This is a genomic window from Actinomadura rudentiformis (assembly GCF_008923185.1).
Lineage (GTDB): Bacteria > Actinomycetota > Actinomycetes > Streptosporangiales > Streptosporangiaceae > Spirillospora > Spirillospora rudentiformis.
Genome location: NZ_WBMT01000017.1, coordinates 169,277 through 190,037, shown reverse-complemented (window position 1 = coordinate 190,037; position 20,761 = coordinate 169,277). Strand labels below are relative to the sequence as shown.

Annotated in this window: 17 protein-coding genes; 9 read left to right on the top strand and 8 right to left on the bottom strand. The window is 70.2% G+C overall.

The features are described 5' to 3' along the window. Window positions 1–2: 2 nt before the first annotated feature. The gene (locus F8566_RS32600) at window positions 3–1,637 is read right to left on the bottom strand and encodes a dolichyl-phosphate-mannose--protein mannosyltransferase (protein ID WP_151565691.1); all 1,635 of its coding nucleotides are present in this window, start codon (window positions 1,635–1,637) and stop codon (window positions 3–5) included. A gap of 116 nt (window positions 1,638–1,753) precedes the next feature. On the opposite strand from F8566_RS32600, the gene rsmI reads away from it, so the two are divergent. Together rsmI and F8566_RS32590 are read left to right on the top strand one after the other, a co-directional pair. After that, complete coding sequence (gene rsmI, locus F8566_RS32595; RefSeq protein ID WP_151565690.1) at window positions 1,754–2,617, top strand: 16S rRNA (cytidine(1402)-2'-O)-methyltransferase; 864 nt, start codon at window positions 1,754–1,756, stop codon at window positions 2,615–2,617. A gap of 58 nt (window positions 2,618–2,675) precedes the next feature. Then, a complete protein-coding gene (locus F8566_RS32590) occupies window positions 2,676–3,005 on the top strand; it encodes a hypothetical protein (protein ID WP_151565689.1) in 330 nt (109 codons plus the stop codon). On the opposite strand, the gene F8566_RS32585 is transcribed toward F8566_RS32590, so the two are convergent. Genes F8566_RS32585 through F8566_RS32575 form a run of 3 tightly spaced genes read right to left on the bottom strand, consistent with a single transcriptional unit; the run spans window position 2,964 to window position 7,581 of the window. Further along, window positions 2,964–4,442 (bottom strand): phospholipid carrier-dependent glycosyltransferase, encoded by a 1,479-nt coding sequence (locus tag F8566_RS32585; protein WP_151565688.1) that lies wholly within the window; start codon window positions 4,440–4,442, stop codon window positions 2,964–2,966. The two genes, F8566_RS32590 and F8566_RS32585, sit on opposite strands and share 42 nt — an antisense overlap. Then, complete coding sequence (locus tag F8566_RS32580; protein ID WP_225993716.1) at window positions 4,439–5,986, bottom strand: hypothetical protein; 1,548 nt, start codon at window positions 5,984–5,986, stop codon at window positions 4,439–4,441. Before F8566_RS32580 ends, F8566_RS32585 begins: the two co-directional genes overlap by 4 nt. 11 nt (window positions 5,987–5,997) lie before the next feature. Further along, window positions 5,998–7,581 (bottom strand): phospholipid carrier-dependent glycosyltransferase, encoded by a 1,584-nt coding sequence (locus tag F8566_RS32575; RefSeq protein ID WP_151565687.1) that lies wholly within the window; start codon window positions 7,579–7,581, stop codon window positions 5,998–6,000. 246 nt (window positions 7,582–7,827) lie between these two features. Here F8566_RS32575 and F8566_RS32570 point away from each other — a divergent pair, with 246 nt between their 5' ends. The 3 genes from F8566_RS32570 to F8566_RS32560 are packed head-to-tail and all read left to right on the top strand — an operon-like array spanning window position 7,828 to window position 11,910. After that, the gene (locus F8566_RS32570; RefSeq protein WP_151565686.1) at window positions 7,828–9,141 is read left to right on the top strand and encodes a glycosyltransferase family 2 protein; all 1,314 of its coding nucleotides are present in this window, start codon (window positions 7,828–7,830) and stop codon (window positions 9,139–9,141) included. 13 nt (window positions 9,142–9,154) lie between these two features. Beyond that, window positions 9,155–10,450, top strand: a complete 1,296-nt coding sequence (locus F8566_RS32565) for a glycosyltransferase family 87 protein (RefSeq protein WP_151565685.1) — start codon at window positions 9,155–9,157, stop codon at window positions 10,448–10,450. Then, on the top strand, window positions 10,447–11,910 hold the full coding sequence (locus F8566_RS32560) for a hypothetical protein (RefSeq protein WP_151565684.1): 1,464 nt from the start codon (window positions 10,447–10,449) through the stop codon (window positions 11,908–11,910). The genes F8566_RS32565 and F8566_RS32560 overlap by 4 nt, the downstream gene beginning before the upstream one ends. Here the strand turns inward: F8566_RS32560 and F8566_RS32555 are convergent. After that, window positions 11,907–13,616 (bottom strand): ArnT family glycosyltransferase, encoded by a 1,710-nt coding sequence (locus tag F8566_RS32555; protein ID WP_151565683.1) that lies wholly within the window; start codon window positions 13,614–13,616, stop codon window positions 11,907–11,909. The genes F8566_RS32560 and F8566_RS32555 overlap by 4 nt on opposite strands. A gap of 198 nt (window positions 13,617–13,814) precedes the next feature. Between F8566_RS32555 and metG the strand changes: the two genes are divergently transcribed. After that, complete coding sequence (gene metG, locus F8566_RS32550; RefSeq protein ID WP_151565682.1) at window positions 13,815–15,608, top strand: methionine--tRNA ligase; 1,794 nt, start codon at window positions 13,815–13,817, stop codon at window positions 15,606–15,608. Next, window positions 15,605–16,432: a TatD family hydrolase gene (locus F8566_RS32545; RefSeq protein ID WP_151565681.1), complete on the top strand. Its 828-nt coding sequence runs from the start codon at window positions 15,605–15,607 to the stop codon at window positions 16,430–16,432. The genes metG and F8566_RS32545 overlap by 4 nt, the downstream gene beginning before the upstream one ends. Window positions 16,433–16,448: 16 nt before the next feature. Here F8566_RS32545 and F8566_RS32540 read toward each other — a convergent pair whose 3' ends face one another. Both F8566_RS32540 and F8566_RS32535 read right to left on the bottom strand, forming a co-directional pair. Then, the gene (locus F8566_RS32540; RefSeq protein WP_151565680.1) at window positions 16,449–17,285 is read right to left on the bottom strand and encodes an MOSC domain-containing protein; all 837 of its coding nucleotides are present in this window, start codon (window positions 17,283–17,285) and stop codon (window positions 16,449–16,451) included. A 35-nt stretch (window positions 17,286–17,320) separates the two neighbouring features. After that, window positions 17,321–17,764, bottom strand: a complete 444-nt coding sequence (locus F8566_RS32535; protein WP_151565797.1) for a MarR family winged helix-turn-helix transcriptional regulator — start codon at window positions 17,762–17,764, stop codon at window positions 17,321–17,323. Between the two features lie 112 nt (window positions 17,765–17,876). On the opposite strand from F8566_RS32535, the gene F8566_RS32530 reads away from it, so the two are divergent. Further along, window positions 17,877–18,851: an SMP-30/gluconolactonase/LRE family protein gene (locus F8566_RS32530; protein ID WP_225993715.1), complete on the top strand. Its 975-nt coding sequence runs from the start codon at window positions 17,877–17,879 to the stop codon at window positions 18,849–18,851. Window positions 18,852–18,918: 67 nt separating this feature from the next. Here the strand turns inward: F8566_RS32530 and F8566_RS51690 are convergent, their stop codons facing one another. Next, entirely contained in the window at window positions 18,919–19,713 is a 795-nt protein-coding gene (locus F8566_RS51690; RefSeq protein WP_225993714.1) for a VOC family protein, read from the bottom strand. 232 nt (window positions 19,714–19,945) lie between these two features. Here F8566_RS51690 and F8566_RS32515 point away from each other — a divergent pair, with 232 nt between their 5' ends. Further along, window positions 19,946–20,749, top strand: a complete 804-nt coding sequence (locus tag F8566_RS32515) for a resuscitation-promoting factor (protein ID WP_225993713.1) — start codon at window positions 19,946–19,948, stop codon at window positions 20,747–20,749. Window positions 20,750–20,761 lie beyond the last annotated feature (12 nt).

Here is a 20,761-nt window from a genome sequence, read left to right as displayed (position 1 = left end):
CGTCAGATCCAGGAACCGAACCAGATCCGGTCCTTCCACTGGTCGTACGTGATCACCTTCGCGGCCAGGATCGGATAGAAGTACGCAAAGTTGACCAGGACGAGCAGCACGAAGGCCCCGGCGGCAGCGGAGCCGACGATGCGGCGGGTCCCCACCACGGTGGCGGCGCCCGGCTCGGGCGCCGGTCCGGGTTCCAGCGCGGGACCGGGTTCTCGCGCGGGACCGATGAGGTAGCCGAGGACCAGGACCACCGCCAGCACCATGAACGGGATCATCGGCGTGGCGTAGAAGAGGAACATCGTCCGGTCGGAGAAGGCGGGCACGAACCACGGCACCCAACCTGCCACCACGCCCAGAAGGATGGCTCCGGCACGCCAGTCGCGCAGCACCGCCCAGAGGCCCACGCAAACGACGAGGGCAACCAGGGCACCCCACCACAACACCGGCGTGCCGATGCCGAGGATCTCGCGCGAGCATTTGGCGGCGCCGCATTGCCCCTTGGGCTCGGTGTAGAAGAACGCCACCGGGCGATGCAGGATCGGCCAGTCCCACGGCCACGACTGGTAGGGGTGCTTGGCGTCCAGGCCGGTGTGGAAATTCCACATCTCCCGGTGGTACTTCCACAGGTCCGGCATCGCCTCGACCAGCCGCCATGGAGCGAAGCCCGCGACCTCGCCGCGCCCCCAGCCGCCCGGCCGGAAGATCCAGCCCCACCAGGAGGCCAGGTAAGTGATCACGGCGATCACGACCAGCTGCAGGAACGCCGGCCCCGCCTCGAGCGCCAGCGCCCCGGTGAACGGCCGCTCGACGCGGGCGGCGCGGCGGGCGCCGTAGTCCCACAGCACGACCATGATCCCGAAAGCGGCGATGTAGTAGACGCCGGTCCACTTGGTCGCGAGCGCCATGCCCAGGCAGAGGCCCGCCGGGATCCGCCACCAGTGCATGACGAACGGCCCGAACGCACCCGCGGGCGCGCCGTGGGCCCGTTCGACGGCGTCCGCGAGGCGGCGCCGGGAGACGTCCCGGTCGGCGACCAGGCAGGCGAAGGCGGCCAGGACCCAAAACATCACGAAGATGTCGAGCAGCGCGGCGCGGCTGGTCACGAACATCAGCCCGTCCAGCGCCAGCAGCAGCCCGGCGGCGCAGCCCAGCAACGTCGAGCCGGTCATCCGGCGCGCCACCCGGCACAGGATCAGCACCGACAGCGTGCCGGCGAGCGCGGGCATGAACCGCCAGCCGAACGGCGTCGCGCCGAACATCCACTCGCCGAGGGCGATCATCCACTTGCCCGCGGGCGGATGGGCCACGAACGACGGGCCGTCGGCCCAGATGTCGGCGTTCTGGTTCGCGAGCAGCAGCTTGTCGGCGTCCTTGACGGTGCTGTGCTCCCAGCCGAACTTCAGCAGGGCCAGCGAGTCCTTGGCGTAGTAGGTCTCGTCGAAGACCACCGCGTGCGGATTGGCCAGCCGGTCGAACCGCAGGAAACCGGCGAACGCGGTCACCAGCAGCGGCCCCAGCCAGCCGATCAGGGCGCTGCCCGGGATCGGCGGGGCGAGCCACTCGCGCAGGGTGCCGGTCCGGCGTCCCTGGAGCCGCCCGTCGAGCGTGTCTGCCGGCGCGTAATCCGTCATCGCCATCCAGCCATCGTAGGGGCGTATCCGATTCATGTTGGGCCACGGGGCACGGACGACGCTTGGTCGGGTGTGGTGGGGGTGTGGGCCCAGGCGCGCTGGGACAGCGGGAGAATGGCGTGGTGACGGGCGACGCGACACATGACGGAACCGGGACCCTGCTGCTCGGAGGGGCACCGATCGGCCGTCCCGACGACGCCTCGGCGCGGCTGCGCGCCGCTCTGGCCGAGGCGGAGATCATCGCGGCCGAGGACACCCGGCGGCTGCGGCGGCTGGCCGCCGACCTCGGCGTCGACCTGCGGGCCCGGGTGGTCTCGTACTACGACCAGAACGAGCGGGCCCGCGCCGAGGAGCTGCTCGGCGAGCTCCTCGCCGGGCGGAACGTGCTGGTGATCACCGATGCCGGGCTGCCGGGCGTGTCCGACCCCGGTTACCGCCTGGTCGTGGCCGCCGTGGCCGAGGGCGTGCCGGTCTCGGTTCTGCCGGGCCCGTCGGCGGTGACCACGGCGCTGGTCGTCTCCGGGTTGCCCACCGACCGGTTCTGCTTCGAGGGCTTCCCGCCGCGCAAGCCGGGCGACCGGAGCCGCCGGCTGGCCGCGCTCGCCGACGAGCCGCGCACCATGGTCTTCTTCGAGTCGCCGCGCCGGCTGGCCGCCACGCTCGCGGTGATGGCGGAGGCCTTTGGAACTGACCGGCCCGCCGCGGTCTGCCGCGAGCTCACCAAGACCTACGAGGAGGTACGGCGCGGCCCCTTGGGCGAGCTGGCCGGCTGGGCGGACGAGAACGTCAAGGGCGAGATCACCCTGGTGGTCGGCGGCGCTCCGGAACCCGAGGGACTGTCCGAGCCCGCCGACCTGGCCGCGGCGGTCGCCGCGCGGGAGGCCGCCGGGACCCCGCGCAAGCAGGCCATCGGGGAGGTGGCCAAGGAGAACGGCGTGCCGAAGCGCGTCGTCTACGACGCCGTGGTGGCCGCCAGGAATCCGTGACCGTCCCCTGTTGTACTGCCTGGTCGTGCGGGAGGACACTGGAAGGTGAGAGCGCGATGTGGCAGTCACCGAGGGGGTGGGGGCCGTGCGCGACGCATGGTCGAGCCACGAGAGCTGGGTCTACGAGTGTCTGTGCTGCTCCACCACGTGGGAAGAGCAGTTCGAGGCCCGGCATACCGCCGATGGGCACGGCGGAGAGGCGGTGGTGTACGAGCATGACGGCCATCGCTGCACGACGCCCTGGACCGATCATGTGTGCCCCAACTGCGAGAGCCAGAACGTCAAGGCCCTCCCGGCACCGTGGGCCAAACGATCGGACGTCCCGCTGGCGCACCGCGGTGACGATCTAGAACTGGTGTTCCGGCTCCGGCGTCTGCACGCCTGGTAGCGGGGCTACGGACGGCCCCGCGGATCCCGGACGGCCGGTGGCGAAGGCCAGCCCGGTGGCGAGGCATGCCAGCGGTACCGCGACGAGCACGTACCGGTAGTCGAAGTCCGTGGTGATCGGCGGTACCGCCAGCAGGGCCACCGCCCCGCCGAAGGGCATCAGGACCCGCGATCTGCCCGGACGGCCGGCTTCCGCGCCGCCGTCGGCGCCGCCGCGCCGCCGTCGGCGCCACCAGGGCACCGCCGGTAGCAGCAGGATGCCCGCGAGCACGATCCCGGGCAGGTAGGCGACCTGCTGGTAACCGCGCATGACCGTGGCGAACGGCTCGACCGCGTGTGTGGCCGCCGGCCCTTGCTCGTATTCGGCGGTCACCGAGGCGGGAGTCCCGCCGCCGTACACCGCCCAGCCCGGCGGCGGCTTTGGATGCTCGGGGAACTCGTAAAGGTCGGTGACGTACGCCGTGGGATAGGGCGAGCGGGTCACCCAGAAGGTCCGGACGGTCGCGCCGTAGAGCACGGCCTGCACGTAGTCCAGCGGTTGCGCCTTGATCGCGTCGAGCGCGAACCGCATCGCCCGGTCGTTGAGCTCGGGGGAGAAGACCTCGCCGTAGGTCCATCCGATCGGGGAGTGTTCGTGCCAGACCTGGTTGGAGGAGGCGCGGCGCTTGCCGGGCTCGCCCGGCGGGCAGAGCGCGGCCAGGTCGGGCGGCGGCTTGATCTTCGCGCACTCGGCGAATTCGGCTGTGCGTCCCCACAGGAAGACGCCGTCGGTGCGCGTCAGCGCGTACTGCCCGTTCTCCGCGTGGAACCAGGCCGTGTACGCGGCCAGCGGCAGCATCCCGGCGACCGCGACCACCCCGAGCCTGCGCCAGCCGACCCGCCACAGCACCAGGACGCCGAGCGTCAGCAGCAGGACGGGCAGTCCGATCGCCCGCGTCAGCGTCGCCAACGCCAGCAGCAGCCCGGCCAGTGCACACCAGCCAAGGGCCGGTGGACGGTGCTGCCGTGGCCACATCAGGATTGTGAACGCGCAGACGACCAGGAAGAGGAACAACGTGTCCGACAGGGCCATCTGCTCCAACTGGATCTGGTAAGCGTCCAGGAGCACGGGCGCGGCGGCCAGAGTCGCTCCCCAGGCGGGCAGCCCGTAGCGCCGCAGGAGCACGTAGATGGCGACGCCGATCCCCAGACCCATGAGGTGCTGCAAGGCCATCACCAGCGTCAGGCTGTGGAACGGCTTGAGCAGCCAGAGGAAGATGCCATAGCCCGCCGGGCGGATGGGGTGCGGGAACGGATCAAGCGCGATCCGGACATAGTCGTAGCTGTCGTTGAACCACAGGGTCGGCGCGAACCCCACCATCGTGATCACGCGCAGCACCGCGCCGAGGCTGAACACGACGAGGAACGACCGGTGTGCGACCAGGTGGCGCGACGTCACGGCGCCCGTTCGGCCGATCGGGACCGGCGCAGAGCGCGCAGCCGCCCACGCGTGTTGGGAGAGCACGCGGCGGCCGCGGCGATGCAGGCCAGCGGCACCGCGGGGAGCACGTAGCGGTAGTCGAACTCGGCGGTCGCGGCGGGCGCCAGCAGCAGCCCGGTGGCCAGAGCCCATGGCAGCAGCCCTGCACCGCCCAGGCGCCGCCACATCGCGCCGATCCCGGCGAGGCCCACGAGCAGGATCATGGCCACCATGGTGCCACGCAGGTAGAAGACATTCTGGTAGACGCGGAGGAAGCCCGCGAACGGCTCCACCGCACGCGGGCTGACCCGGCCGTCCTCGTAGTGGACGGCCTTGTCGGCGGTGGGACCGTGCATCCACTTGGGCAGGTCGCTGGTCTTCGAGCCGAACTCGTACTGCTGGTAGGTCGCGCGGTCGGGGAAGACCGTGCGTTCCCATGCGAAGACGCGCAGGAAGTCCTTGGCCACGACGCGGGCGTAGTCGCCCGGCTGCGCCATGATCACTCGTTTGGAGAAGTCGTTGGCGGTGGCGTTGGTCTCCGGGCTGAACTTCTTGCCCGTGTAGCGAGCCAGCGGCGAGCCCGCGTTCCAGATGCCGTCCTGGGAGTTGGGCAGCCGGTTGACCAGCTCGGTGCAGAGCGGCATCTCCTCGACCGGCAGATCCTTGATCCGGTGGCAGTCGGCGAACTTGTAGACCCGCGCGTACAGGAAGATCCCATTGCTCTCGGTCATGGCGAACTTGCCGTGGTCGATCTTGTACCAGCCCATGTAGGCCACGATCGGCAGCAGCGCCGCGGCCAGCATCACCATGATCATCCGACGGTCCGCCCGGCGCATGATCATGAACGTGAGCAGACCGAGCAGCACCAGCAACCCGACCGAACGGGTCAGCCAGGAGAACCCCGCGAGCAGGCCCAGCGCGGCGGCCAGCCGCCAGGTGAGCCGGTCGTGCCAGAGCAGCAGCCAGACCGCGGTGACCGCCAGGAAGGTGAACAGCGTGTCGGAGAGGATCAGGTGCTCGAGCTGGATCTGGTACGCGTCGAGCAGCACCGGGAGCGTGGCCAGCGTGGCGCCCCACCCGGGCAGCCCGAAGCGCCGGCGCGCCAGCGCGTAGATCATGACTCCCATGGCCAGGCCCATCAGGTGCTGCAGGCCCGTCACCAGCGCGAAGCTGTGGAACGGCCGGAGGATCAGCAACATCAGGGCGTAGCCGTCGGGCCGCAGTGGATGCGGATAGGGCCGCATCGCCACTTCGATGTAGTCGTAGCTGTCGTTGAAGAACAGCGCGGGCTGGTAGCCGATCATCGCGATGATCCGTATCAGCGCGGCGACGGCGAGCACGGCGGCGAAGACCGGATGGCGCCGGACCAGTGCGGCCAGCCGCTCCTTCACCGGCGGGCGCGGCGCCGCCGGGTCCAGGATGGCGGTCCACCACGCCGGCGCCGCCGGCCTCCGGGTGGACCGGGGCGCGGCAGGGCGGCCGGTGGACTCCGGCTCGACGGGCGGTGCCTCGGTGGACGTCATGCGGCGGGCCGTCAGCTCGACGCCGACTCGCGCCGCGCCCGCACGGAGCGGCCGAGGCGGGAGCTGGAGGGGGCGGCGTTGGCGGCGCGGCGGCCGGGAGTCCAGGCGAGCGCGGCGGCCAGGCAGGCCATCGGGATCGCGGGTATCACGTACCGGTAGTCGAACTCGGCGCTGGCGGCGGGGGTGACCAGAAGCCCGGCCACGGCGCCGAGGGGCAGCAGAGCGCGGCCGAACCAGTCACGCCGGCGGATCAGGCCCGCCACCGCAACCAGAAGGATCATGCCCAGCAGCGTGCCGCGCAGGTAGAACCACTTCTGGTAGAAGCGCATCACACCGGCGAACGGCTCGACCACCCGGGTGTCGGAGGCGCCGTGCTCGTAGGCTTCGGTGAAAGGCTCGGCCCAGTCGGGATTGGGGTCTGCCGTGGTGCGGAACTGGTAGAGGTCGTAAGTGAACTTGTCTGGAAAGACTGTTCGGTTCCAGAAGAAGACACGTACGACGTCGTACGCCATCGCCTGCAGATAGTCGCCGGGCTGGGCGAGGATCGCGCGTTTGGCGAACCGGCCGGCCTCGGCGCTCTTGTCATTGTTGAACATGTCACCCGGAAGGCGGAGCAAGGGCGAAGAGTTGCCCCACACATAGAACTGCGACGACGGCCGGTCGGTGGCCGGGACCTGTGTGCAGAGGGGCATCTCCTCGACCGGCAGGTTCTTGATCTTGTGGCAGTCCGCGAACTTCATCACCCGCGCGTACAGGAACGGGCCGCTGCTGTTGCTCAGCCCGTACTTCCCGTGCTCGGACTTGAACCAGGCCGCGTAGCCCATGAGCGGCAGCGCGCAGGCGATCAGGGTGGCCGCCAGCGCCGTCCAGCGGACCCGGCGAATCACCAGATAGACCAGCACGACCAAGACCAGGGCCAGGCCGACCGACCGGGTCAGCACGGTGAGGGCCAGCAGCGTGCCCAGCGCGGCGCCGCGGACGATGGTGATGTCCCGCCACCACAGGATGAGCGTCACCATGCCCGTCATCAGGAAGGTGAACGGCACGTCCGAGAGGACCATGTGTTCGAGCTGGATCTGGTACGCGTCCAGCACGACGGGGGCGGCGGCGAGCGTGGCCACCCACCGGCGCGCGCCCAGGCGCCGCCGCAGCAGCGCGTAGATCATGACCGCGATGCCCAGCCCCATCAGGTGCTGGACCGTCGTGACCAGCGCGAACGAGTGGAAGGGCTCCAGCGCCTGCAGGAAGAAGACATAGCCGTTGGGCCGGACGATGTGTGGCTCGTTCTCGATCGCGGTCTGCACGTACTGGAACGCGTCGTTGAACCACATCGCCCAGCGGTAGCCGAGCATCGTGATCACACGCAGTGACAGGCCGACGGCCAAGATGATCAAGAACGGCCAGTGCCCGGAGAGGAACGGCTTGACCCGCGCGCCCGCCGCGGAAAGCCCCCGGCGGCGTGGCGCGGCATCGGTGCCGTGGTGCTCGCGGCCCTTGGAGGAGTCGTCGACGCCGAGGTCTTCGGCCTGCTCAGGCGTGTCGAGCAGGTCCGTCGGGCCCGAGGCGCGCGCGTCGGCATCAGCGGCGAACGTCAAGGCGCCAATACCTCCCCCGGGAAACCCGTAGCATGTTACTCAGCCTGTCGGCCGCGGACCGGGCCGCGCTCGTCTTCGAGTTGCGGCTTGACAACAAGATGGCGGGATTCGTCGTTACTCGCGGTGTACCGCGGTCCAGAACAGGTGATACGGGTACCCTCATTGGCCCTGAGTCCGTCCGCGCGCCGTGCCAAGATTAGTCGAAATCCCCAGATCCCGTATCCGAGGGGATAATAAGGAGTCGACATGGAACTGACCGTAGTGATGCCGTGTCTCAATGAAGCCGAGACCGTCGAGACTTGCGTGCGCAAGGCGGTCGAGTGCCTCAAGGAGAACGGTATCGACGGTGAGGTCGTCGTCGCCGACAACGGCAGCACCGACGGCAGTCAGGCGCTGGCCGAGGCCGCGGGCGCCCGGGTCGTCCATGTCGACCGCAAGGGATACGGCAACGCCCTGATGGGCGGCATCCGCGCAGCCCGCGGCGAGTACGTGATCATGGGCGACGCCGACGACAGCTACGACTTCACCTCGCTGCAGCCGTTCGTCGACGAGCTGCGCAAGGGCGCGGACCTGGTCATGGGCAACCGGTTCAAGGGCGGGATCGCCCCCGGGGCCATGCCTCCGCTGCACAAGTACCTCGGCAACCCGGTGCTCAGCTACATGGGCCGGCTGTTCTTCAAGAGCAAGATCGGCGACTTCCACTGCGGCCTGCGCGGCTTCCGCCGTGACGTGGCGCTGTCCCTGGGCCTGCAGTCCAGCGGCATGGAGTTCGCCAGCGAGCTGGTGGTGAAGTTCACCCTCTTCGGCTACAAGATCAGCGAAGTGCCGACCACGCTGGCCGTGGACGGCCGGTCGCGGCCCCCGCACCTCAACACCTGGCGGGACGGCTGGCGGCATCTGCGCTTCCTCCTGCTCTACAGCCCGCGGTGGTTGTTCTTGATTCCCGGCCTCGTCCTTATGACGCTCGGACTGGGCGCGGGGATCGCACTGTCCTTCGGGCCGGTGACGGTCGGCGAGATCGCGTTCGACGTCGACACGCTGGTCGGTGCCTCGGCGATGATGGTGATCGGGTTCCAGGCGGTGCTGTTCGCGCTGCTCACCAAGGCGTACGGCGTCGCCGAGGGTTTCCTGCCGCCGACCGCCCGGGTCGGCAGCTTCCTCAAGTCCTGGTCGCTGGAACGCGGCCTGGTGATCTCCGGCGTGCTGGCCGTGCTGGGCCTCGCGGGCCTCGTGGCCTCCCTGGCGCACTGGCAGCTGCGCAGCTTCGGCGAGCTCGACCCGCGCGAGTCGCTGCGGCTCGTGGTGCCGTCGGCCACCGCCCTGATGATGAGCTTCCAGGCGCTGCTGGGCACCTTCTTCCTCTCGATCCTCAACATCCGCCGCTCCTCGCACCCGGCGACCGAGCCCGGTACGGAAGACTCGACCGTGCAGGACGCGATGCTTGCCCGCGGCAAGGCCGAGGGCAAGGTGGAGGCCGTCGACCAGACCAAGGCCGAGGACGCGAAGGCCGAGCAGCCGAAGACCGAGCAGGCGAAGGCCGAGCAGGCCCACCGCGACTGACCACCCCTGACACATGTCAATGATCGTCGACCCCCTGGATCTTGCGGCCCGGCTCGCGGTCTTCGCGCTGTGCGCCGCTCTGCTCCTGGTCGGCTGGCGGCGTGGCTGGGGGCCGTCGCTGAAGATCACCCTGCTGGTGGCGCTGGGCCTCCGGGTCCTGATGTTGCTGGTCGCGGGTGACTTCAAGCCGTACGACCTCAACATCGACTTCCACCGGGCCGGCGTCAACGCGCTGGAGCACCGCGATCCGATCCTGAACGCGCCGCAGACCGGCTGGAACTACCTGCCCACCTACGCGCTGTTCCTTGCGGGCAACGTCTTCGTCGAGCGGCAGTTCGACGTGCCGTGGATGGTGGTCAGCCGGATCGGGCCGATCCTGTTCGACCTCGGCGTGGTCGCGCTGGTCGGGCTGCTGGCCGCGCCCTCGTTCCGCTCCACGGCGCGGTTCCTGTACGCGGTCAACCCGCTGACCGTGCTGGTCTCGGCGGTGCACGGGCAGATGGAGCCGCTGTGCCTGCTCTTCGCGCTCGGCGCGTTCGTGCTCATCCTGCGGGGCGAGCGAGCGGCGTTGACCACCCGCCGGGTGCTGCTGGCGGGAATGCTCATCGCTCTCGCGATCTCGGTGAAGACCTGGCCCGCGCTCTTCCTGCCCGCGCTGCTGATCGCTCTGCCCACCTGGCGCCATCGGGTGCAGCTCGTCGGGGCCATGGGCGGGGTCCTCGTGGCGCTCTTCGTCACCATGCCGCTGACCGTCGGCACGCCCGTGTCGAAGCTCCCCGACGTGATGAGCGTCATGCTGGGCTATCACCCCGTCGTCGGCACCTTCGGCTGGAGCTCGGTGCTGCTGTGGCTCAACCCGGTGCCCAAAGCCGAGCTCCTGCACGACCCGTTCACCCAGACGATCGGCACCATCGGCACGGTGCTCACCCTGGCCGCGATCTCGGCGGCCGTGTGGTGGTGGCGCCGAGCCCATCCGGTCGACATCGCCATGGTCAGCGCCTCGGCCTTCCAGGTGGCCACCGCCTCGCACGGCGTGCAGTACCTGGAGTGGGCGATGCCGTACGCGACCGCCCGGCCCGCCCGGTGGACCTGGCTGATGAGCATCGTGATCAGCCTGTACGCGGGGGCCGGCTATCTGGTGATGACGTTGCTCCGCAACTGGAACGACATCGCCCCGTACTACTACATGAGCGGCCTGATCGTCGTCGCGGCGATCGTGATCGCGCTGCCCTGGGCTCGCCGCCAGTGGGAGCCTGAAGGGGACCGGCCCGGATCCGCCGAGCCCGCCCTCGTTGGAGCCGCCCCGTGACCGATGTGCTGACCGGCTCCGAGCAGGCCACGGAGCCGGAGCCCGGACGCGGCCGGCTGCTGCGCCTGCGGGCCTGGCTGGGCCGCCACCGGCTGTTCGCCGGGGTGATCGCGCTGGCCGTGGCGGTCCGGGTGCTGGCGCTGCTGGGGCAACGGCCCGGCGAGATGTACTGGTACGACTCGTACGAATACCTGCGGTTCGCGCTCGAACCGCATCCCGCGCAAAACCTGCACCCCGGCGGCTACGGCTTCTTCCTGTGGCTGCTCAAGCCGTTTCACAACATCCCGCTGATCATCGTGCTCCAGCACCTGATGGGCCTGGCCGTGGGAGTGCTGGGGTACGCGGTGCTCCGGCGCCGGGGCCTGCCCGCGTGGGGCGCGTCGCTGGCCATGATCGCCCCGCTGTTCGACGTCGAGCTGCTCCACCTGGAGCACGCGGTGTTGTCCGACACCCTGTTCATGCTCCTGGTGACCGCCGCGGTCATCGTCCTGCTGTGGTCGCCCGAGATCACCTGGCGGGCCGCGACGGGCGCCTCGCTGCTGCTGGCGTTCGCCGCGCTGGTCCGCACGATCGCGCTGCCGCTGCTGGTGCTGGTGCTGATCTGGATGGCGGTGCGGCGGGTGGCCTGGCGCTCGCTGGTCGTCGCGGCGCTGCTGGCGGCCGTTCCGATCGTCTCGTACGCGACCTGGTACCACTCCGAGTACGGGCGGTTCAAGCTCGCAGGCGGTGACGGCGCCTCGCTCTGGGCGCGGACGCGGACGTTCGTGGACTGCGACAAGGTCAAGCCGCCGCCGGCCGAGGCGAAGCTCTGCCCGGACGGCGTGAAGACCGACGCCGCCTCGGAGTACTACTGGATCGGCGAGATCAACCGGCCGCCCGGCCGGACCGCCAACGAGGACCTGGCCCGGTCGTTCGCGATTCGCGCGATCATGGCGCAGCCGCTCGACTACCTGTGGGCCGTGACCGTGGACGTGTCGCGGACGTTCGCCTATCCCGCGGTCGCCCACCCCAAGCGCCTGCCGCCGGTCTACTACTTCACGACGGGCACCGTCCCGCTGTCGGACGAGCCCGGCGCCAGGGACACCGCTCTCGCCTACGATTCCGGCGTCACCGAGGGCACCCGCTCGGTCGAGCCGTACGCGGGCTGGCTCGCGGCGTACAAGGTCCACATTCCCGGCCCGGCGCTTCTCATCGTGCTCCTGCTGGGAGCCTGGGGCGTCGTCAGTCGCCGCGGCGGCTCGCCGGGCATCCGGCGCACCCTTCTGCTGCCGTGGGGAATGACGGTCGCGCTGCTCGTGGCGCCGGTGGCCGTGCTCGGCTTCGACCACCGGTACGCGATGCCCGCGCTGCCGCTGGCCTGCCTGGCCGCCGCCCTCACGTTCGTCCGCCACCGGAAGGCGGAGACCGAGGAGCCCGCCGGTAGGCAGGAGCCCGCCGAGCAGGAGGCGGCGACCTCCTAGCGGCGGTCCCAGAGCTCCAGCACGTCGTCAGAGGAGCGCCACTCCAGCTCCCAGCCGCTCGCCGTGCTGGGCCGGACGCCGTTGGAGCTGGGCGGCTCCTGGCCCTTCCACTCGGTGTAGAGCAGCGGCCCGTTCACCGCGGCGACGGGAAGTTCACCGTCGATCTGGCGGAACGTGCGGATCTCGCCGTCCCACACCTGCTCGCCCCATACGTCCTGGGTGTAGAACGTCAGCGTCTGCCCGAGCCGTTCGTCGGCCCAGATCGTCTCCACCTGGGACTTCTCCCGCGATTCCGCGTCGGCCAGCCAGACCCGGAGCTCGTTCCAAGCCCGGTCGCGCGGCTGCTCGGCGATCTGCAGCCCGGCAGGCACGAGGTAGGCGGCGGCGACGGCGACCGCGAGCGCACCGGCGGCCACCGCTCCGGCGCGGCGGGCCAGCACGCGGCGGCCTTGCTCGGGGAGGCCCAGGCGGTCGGCCAGCGGGGTGCAGGCACGGCCCGCCAGCGGGACGACGAATCGCCTGGCGGCGGGCAGCGCGAACTGCCGGGTCAGCAAGATCAGCGAACCGAGGCCGCCGGCCGCCAGGGCGGGCAGCACGGCGAACCAGTAGCGGACGAGCCAGGCGCGCAGCGAGATGTCCGTCGGATCGACGGTGCCCGACATCAGCGTCAGCGGCATCCAGAGCGCGGCGAACCACACCAGCGTGAACGCCAGCCGCCGGTCCCTGGTGGCCAGCAGGCCCACGAGGTTGAGCGCCAGCGCCACGATGAAGATCGTGCCGAGCGGGTCCCACTCGTACATCGCGCGGGGGAACGAGCTCAGCGAGTCCAGCCGGGTGATCGGTTCGGCGGGCATCCCGCCGTGGCCGGCCGCCGACCGCAGCTCGGTCAGCGGATCGCCGAACACCAGGGCGTTGTGGATCAGGTTGGCGGCGAGCACGCCCAGCATCGGCGCCGCGATGAAGGTTACCTTGCGCAGCGGGAGGCGCAGGAGGACCACGAAGACCGGGATGGCCAGGTACAGGAATGCCAGGAACTCCCGCGCCAGGAACGCGCAGCCGAAGCACAGCCCCGCCAGGACCAGGAACTGGGTCTGGCGCCGGCCCGTTCGCCGGCTCGCGCTGACCAGCGCCGCCACGCCCATCGCGAAGAGTCCCGCGCCCGGCATGTCGGGGAGGATCGCCCCGGTCGCCCAGGTGACCTCGCTGCCGTACGGGTTGACCAGGATGAAGAACGGGTGCACCACCAGCACCAGTGCGGCCACCAGCCCGGCCGTGTCGCCGAAGAGCGACCGGACGGCCAGGAAGGCGCCCACGAAGAACATGCAGCCGCCGAGCGCCGCGACCGCGTTGTAGGCGGCCTGGCCGTCGCCGAGCAGCCGTTCGGCGACCATGGTCGGCAGCACCAGCCCCATCCGGGTGATCTGGTGTGGAACGTCGAGAAAGGGCTCCTGGCCGAGCGGGATGTGCGGCCAGAGCTTCCCGGCCGTGAAGACGTAGAACGGGTCCGCGTACAGCGGCGGCGGCATGATCATCCACTGCACGAGCAGGCTGGCCGCGGCGACCAGCAACGACTTCCAGACCGCGCCGCGGCGCAGCAGGCGTACGGGCAGCGACCGCCAGGGAGGAACGGGCCGCCGCGGCGCCTCAGGGGCCGCCGTTGCGGCGTTCCGACCGGTGTCGGGCGTGCGCAGTGTGCTCTGTGTCATGCCTGCCGGGGTCTCGACGGGTCGGAGGGGGGCGCTCGTCAGCGTACGGCCTCGATCTGCCCATTCGGTGCTTGATGATGTCAGCAGCCCAGGTCAGAGGCCAGTGGCCAGGAGAGACTCTCAGGAAATTTTCAGGGAACATGCGCCCTGGGCGATATCGGTTCGGCGGTGCCGGAGGCTCCCTCTACTCTTGACTTCATGTCCTCGTCGAGCCGACACATCCTGACCGCGCCCGCCTGGCCGTACGCCAACGGGCCCCGCCACATCGGGCACGTCTCCGGATTCGCGCTGCCCGCCGACATGTTCAGCCGCTACCAGCGGATGGCGGGCAACAAGGTCCTGATGGTCAGCGGCACCGACGAGCACGGCACCCCGATCCAGGTGCAGGCCGACAAGGAGGGCCTGACCGCCCGCGAGCTGGCCGACCGCTACAACCGCGTGATCGCCGAGGACCTCCTCGGGCTGGGCATGACCTACGACCTGTTCACCCGCACCACGACGCTCAACCACTACGCGATCGTGCAGGAGCTCTTCAAGGGCCTCTACGACAACGGCTATGTCTTCGCCAAGACCACCATGGGCGCGATCTCTCCGTCCACCGGCCGGACGCTGCCGGACCGCTACATCGAGGGCACCTGCCCGATCTGCGGCTACGACGGCGCGCGCGGCGACCAGTGCGACAACTGCGGCAACCAGCTCGACCCGATCGACCTGATCAACCCGGTCAGCCGGATCAACGGCGAGACGCCGAAGTTCGTCGAGACCGAGCACTTCATGCTCGACCTGCCCGCGTTCACCGAGGTGCTGGGCCGTTACCTGCGTTCGAAGCAGGGCGACTGGCGGCCCAACGTGCTCAAGTTCGCGCTCAACCTGCTGGACGACATGCAGCCGCGCGCGATCAGCCGCGACCTCGACTGGGGCGTGCCGATCCCGCTCGACGGCTGGCGCGACAACCCGGCCAAGAAGCTGTACGTGTGGTTCGACGCGGTGATCGGCTACTTCTCCGCCTCGGTCGAGTGGGCCCGCCGGTCCGGCGACCCGGAGGCGTGGCGCGCCTGGTGGCAGGACCCCGACGCCCTCTCGTACTACTTCATGGGCAAGGACAACATCGTCTTCCACGCCGAGATCTGGCCCGCGATGTTGCTCGGATACAGCGGCGAGGGCGACAAGGGCGGCACCCCCGGCTCGCTCGGCCGGCTCAAGGTGCCCGACGAGGTCGTGTCGTCGGAGTTCCTGACCATGGAGGGCCGCAAGTTCTCCTCGTCCCGCCAGGTCGTCATCTACGTGAAGGACTTCCTGGAGCGGTACGACGTCGACGCGCTGCGCTACTACATCGCGGTCGCCGGCCCGGAGAACCAGGACACCGACTTCACCTGGCAGCACTTCCGCGAGCGCAACAACAACGAGCTGGTCGCCCAGTGGGGCAACCTCGTCAACCGGTCGATCAACATGGCGGCCAAGGAGTTCGGGGCGATCCCCGCGGCCGTCGACCTGACCGACGCCGACCGTGCGCTGCTCGAACGCTCGAAGGCCGGATTCGCCGCGGTGGGCGCGGAGCTGGGCCGGTCGCGGTTCAAGAACGCGGTCACCGAGGCGTTCGACGTCGTCCGCGAGGCCAACGGCTACCTGTCCGCGCAGGAGCCCTGGAAGATCAAGGACGACCCGGCGCGCAAGGGCACCGTGCTGCACGTGGCCCTGCAGGTCGTGGACGACGCCAAGTCGCTGCTCACGCCGTTCCTGCCGGAGTCGTCGCAGAAGGTCTTCGAGATGCTCGGCGGCGAGGGCGAGTGGAGCGGCAAGCCGCGCCTGGAGGTCGTCTCCGAGTCCGGCGGCCCCGACTACCCGATCCTGACCGGCGACTACGACACCAAGGCGCGCTGGGAGTCACAGCCGATCAAGCCGGGCGTGCCGCTGGCCAAGCCGACCCCGCTGTTCAAGAAGCTCGACGAGTCCATCGTGGACGAGGAGCTGGCCCGGCTGGAGGGCGAATGACGGCGGAGGAGGGGGGCGGGCTGGCCGCCAGGGCGGTGCCGCCGCTGCCGGATCGCCTCCCGGTCGACGTCCTCGACAGCCACTGCCACCTCGACATCGTCGAGACGCCCGTGGCCGAGCAGGTGGCCGCCGCGCGGGCAGCGGGCATCACGCGGATCGTCACGATCGGCTGTGACCTGCCCTCTTCCCGCTGGGCCGCCGAGACCGCCACCACGCACGACGCGGTCTACGCCGCCGTGGCGATCCACCCCAACGAGACCACGGGCATCGACGACGCCGTGATCGAGGACATCGCCAGGCTCGCCGAGCTGCCCAACGTCCGGGCGATCGGTGAGACCGGCCTGGACTACTACCGCGACTGGGCGCCCAAGGACGACCAGCACCGCTCGTTCCGCGCCCATATCGAGATCGCCAAGCGCACCGGCAAGGCCCTGGTCATCCACGATCGCGAGGCTCATGACGACGTGCTGCGGATCCTCCGCGAGGAGGGCGCCCCGGAGACGGTGGTCTTCCACTGCTTCTCCGGCGACGGCGAGATGGCCAAGGTCTGCGCCGACCTCGGCTACGTGATGAGCTTCGCGGGCAACGTCACCTTCAAGAACGCCGAGCCGCTGCGCGACGCCCTCCGCGTCGCACCGCTGGACCTCGTCCTGGTCGAGACCGACGCCCCGTTCCTCACCCCGATCCCGCACCGCGGCAAGCCCAACGCCTCGTACCTGATCCCGCACACCGTGCGCTTCATGGCCGAGGTCAAGGGCGTCGAGGTCGCCGATCTCTGCACCGCGATCGCCACCACTGGAGAACGCGTCTTCGGCCCCTGGTAGACGGGCCCCGGCGCTGTCAGAGCAGGGTGACGCCGTCGTCCTGCCGTACGCGCCCGGAGCGGACGACGTCGGCGTAGACGCCGGCGCAGGCCCGCAGGCCGAGGCCCTCAACAGGTTCTACGCGGTTGTGCGCGGCGGGGACGCGCAGGGCGGCGGGGTCGCGGGGAAGCTCGCCGTGTTCGAGGGTGGGGATCGCGCACCGGGGGGTCGGAGCCAGCACCCGGAGGATCACCTCGTCGCCGATCGCGAGTTCGCGCCCCGTCCAGCCGTTCTCGCCATAGGCGGCACCGGTGGTCTCGATGATCAGGTTGGGCCGGTAGCGGACGGGCTCCACGGTGCCGCGCGGGCTCGCGGCGGCGATCGCCGCCAGCGTGGCGGTGCCGATCAAGTGGACGGGTGCGAAGTCGACGAACCCGCCGGGCGGGGCGCCCAGCCCGAGGGTGATCTCTTCGGCCTCGACCTCGGCGGTGACGCCGGCGGCGAGCACTTCCTCGGGAACTGCCCGGTCGAGCGTCGCGGCTGCCGGCGGTGTGCTGGTCAGCGTGACGGGACGCCCAAGAAACGCGGACAGGACGTCGTCGATGTCGGCGTCGGTGCTGTGCACGGTCTTGCCGCCGGGGAGAACGATCCGCACCGCGCCGTCGTGGAGCGTCGCTGAGAGCGTGAGCAGGGACCGCCACAGGCGCGGGTTCTTCGCGCTGGCGACCTTGCCGGTCTCCCGATCGATGAGTGCCCATGCCCGATCGCCGGTGACGCCGCCGGGCGAGACGTCCGCCGCCGTGATCTCTTCGCCGAGCATCGACTTGACCGGATGGCGGCGAATCGCCGCCACCGTGCCGAGGTGCGTGGGCATGCTTCTCCTCCCGAGGGGCGAGACTCCATGATCCACTACTCCTGGTCGGGGTGGCGGGCGGATTCCAGGAAGCCGACGCAGCGCTCCAGGAGGTCGATCAGCGTCTGGCGTTCCGCCTCGGTGAACTCGGCCGAGAGCCCGCGTTCGACCTTGACCGCGCGGGCGTCGGCGTCGGCCAGGGTCTTCTCGCCCTTGGCGGTGAGCCGGGTCTCCAGGACGTTGCGGTGCCACTCGTGCGGCGTGCGTTCGACCAGGCCGCGCTCCTGGAGGTTCTTGAGCACGGTGTTCATGGTCGGCGGGGTGACCGCGCACAGCCGGGCCAGGCCGGCGGCCGAGATGCCGGGGTTCTCCGACAGCGAGAGCAGCGCCGCGTACTGCGGCACCGTCAGGCCGGCCGGCTTCAACACCGAGTTCTTGGTCGCGTTGAGCGCCTGCTCGGCGCGCTTCAGATAGGAGCCCAGGCGCTCGCGGGCCGGCATCGACGTCACCTCCGCATGATAACGGGCTTCTCGGTTAGGCCCTTGACGAGCATTAGAGTTCTAATTATCGTTCGTATGCGTTCTAAGGAAAGTAGCGAATGATGGAGTTGAGATGCTGATGCGCCGATTCGTCGCCCTCGGGGCAGCCGCCCTCGCCGCCGTGTCCCTCCAGGCGCCTCCCGCCGCGCAGGCGGAGTCGCGGGTGCGGGTCTCCGCCGCGTACGAGTTGCCCGGCGCGAAGGTCTACCCGGAGGGCATCGCCACCGACCCACGCAGCGGGGCCCTCTACGCCGGTTCGTACGCCGACGGCACGATCTACCGGACGACGCCGGGCCGCCGGGTCGCGGAGGTCTTCCTGCCCGCGGGGACGGACGCGAGGCACACCGCCAACGGCCTGCGGGTCGACCGGGCCGGGCGGCTGTGGGTGACCGACTCGACGGCGGGCGTCACGGTGTACGACACCCGGACCCGCCGCCTGCTGGCCCGTTTCGACGTTCCCGGCGCGGGCCCGAGGTTCGTCAACGACGTCGCCATCGGTCCCGACGGGAGCGCCTACCTGACCGACAGCGTCCGCGCCGTGGTCTACCGCGTCACCCCGCGGGAGGTCGCCCGGGGCGGGCGGGCCACGTTGACTCCGCGCTTCGACCTGGCCGGGGCCCTGGAGCCGCACGCGCCCGACGCGTTCACCCTGAACGGCATCGTCGCCGACCCGCGCGGCCGGTACCTGCTCACCGTCGACCTGACGGGCGGCGACCTCTACCGTCTCGACCTGGCTTCGAGCGCCATCCGCAAGGTTCGCCTCAGTGGCGGCGACATGTTCCACGCCGACGGACTGGAGATCCAGCACGGCCGGCTGTGGGCGGCCCACAACACCGCTTACGCGATCAGCCGGTGGCGGGTGACCGCCGACGGCTCAGCGGCCCGCCTCGAACGCCGGGTGGCCGACAGGGCACTGCAGTTCCCGACCACGCTCGTCCGCCGGCACGGCGTTCTGTACGTGGTGCGCTCGCAGTTCGACAAGGGCGGCCCGCTGGGCCCGGGGACCCCCGAGGTGCCGTTCACCATCGCGGCGGTGCGCGGCATCTGACCGTCCAGGGCGAGGGCCGCGGATGCCATCCGCGGCCCTCGCCGTCAGGCCGTGTCTCGACACACCGCTAGATCGACTGACCGACGCCGATGAGATTGCCCTCGCTGTCACGGAACCAGAAGCCGCGCTCACGGGTGCCCTTGGACGGGTAGTTGCCCTCGACCTCCACGATCCCGTCGACGGTCGTGAGCCCGGGAACGTCGAACTCCTCGAACTCCACGCCCCGGTCCCGCAGCTCGGCGACGACGGCATCGAGGTCGTCGACGCTGAAGGCCATCTGCGTGAACTCTCCGGCCGACCGCCCGGTGCTCTGGAAGACCACGAAGCTGCCCTGCCGGAGGTTGTACAGCAGGCCGCCAGGACGTTCCTCGGCGACCTCCAGCCCCAGCTTTTCGGCGTAGAAGCGCCGTGCACGTTCCAGATCCTGCGCGGGCAGGCGTGTCGCCACGGCGGCGGCGCCGAGCAGCCCGGTGTGCCCGTGGCCCAGCCGCTCGCGCCGGAGCCGCATGTAGTCCGGGCCCAACTCGATGAGCTGCAGGATGTTGCCGTCCGGGTCGGCCAGCGTCGCGAACCACGCCCCGCCCGTCTCCCGGTACTCCAGCTCGGCGATCCAGGTCACGCCCAGCCCGTCGAGCCGCTCCACCAGCGCGTGGGCGTCCTTCACATGCAGGTTGAGGATCATCCGCGCCGGCTCGGCCGCCCGCGCGGCCACGTCGTCCCGCCCGTCGATGAGCACGCCCACCCCACCGAAGTGCAGGAAGCCGTCCCCATCCGCCTTCATGTCGAAGGCTTGCTCGTACCATGCGCGCAGCCGGTCAGGCTCGGCGCTCGCCAGCAGAATGCTCCCGATAGGCAGATCCACACGTCCTCCAAGGTCGGATGTTCACCAATGGAGACCCGGAGCAAGCCCCGAACTCATCGCAGGTCGTCCCGACTCGCCTTCAATGCTCACACGCGACCGAAACGATCAGGGTTCAGCGCGAATTGTCGGGACTGAGCTTTCCAAGTGGCTGGTGTGCCGCTTGGGAAGCCATTAAGGTCTGGCCGTTGAGCAAGGGCACCCCCGGGCCCTGCCGGCGGTCCTGGAGGACAAGGTGCGTTCCACTCCCCCCGCGATTTCCCTGCTGGTCGCCGCGGCGCTGCTCGTCGCTGGATGTGGTGGCGGCGGTGGCGCGAAGGCCGCGCCGACGGCGCCCGTCGCCGACGCGCCCAAGGTCAGCGCCCCGACGCCGCGCAAGGTCGTCCTCGTGGTCGACGGGAAGCGTTCCGAGACGATGACGACAGGCGCGACCGTCCAGGAGGTGCTCGCCCAGGCCAAGGTGCAGATGGGGAAGCACAACCTGGTCAAGCCTCCGCTGGAGGCGCCCGCCGCCACCACCAAGATGATCAAGGTGCTGCGGTTGCTGTCGGCGCCGGTCACCAAGAACGTGAAGACGCCGCCGCCCACGGTCAAGAAGAAGAGCTCCAAGCTGCCGCCGTGGAGCCAGAAGGTGCTGCGCAAGGGCAAGCCGGGCATCAAGGTCGTCCAGACGGCCTGGGTCAAGCGTCGCGGCAAGAAGGTCAAGATCATCATCGACCAGAAGGTCAAGCGCAAGCCGGTCGCGGAGATCGTGGCCGTCGGCCCGCAGTCGGCCTCCGCCGGGTCCGCCGCCCGGCTCAACTGGGCCGGCCTCGCCAAGTGCGAGTCGGGCGGCAACCCCAAGGCGGTCAACTCCGCGGGCGGCTACTACGGGCTCTACCAGTTCTCGCTGGCGACCTGGGCGTCCGTCGGCGGCACGGGGCTGCCGACCAACGCGAGCCCGGCCGAGCAGACCTACCGTGCCCAGATGCTCTACAACAAGGTGAACGGCAGGTGGCAGGGCCAGTGGCCGCACTGTGGCAAGTTCCTCTTCACATAAAGGGGACCTTCA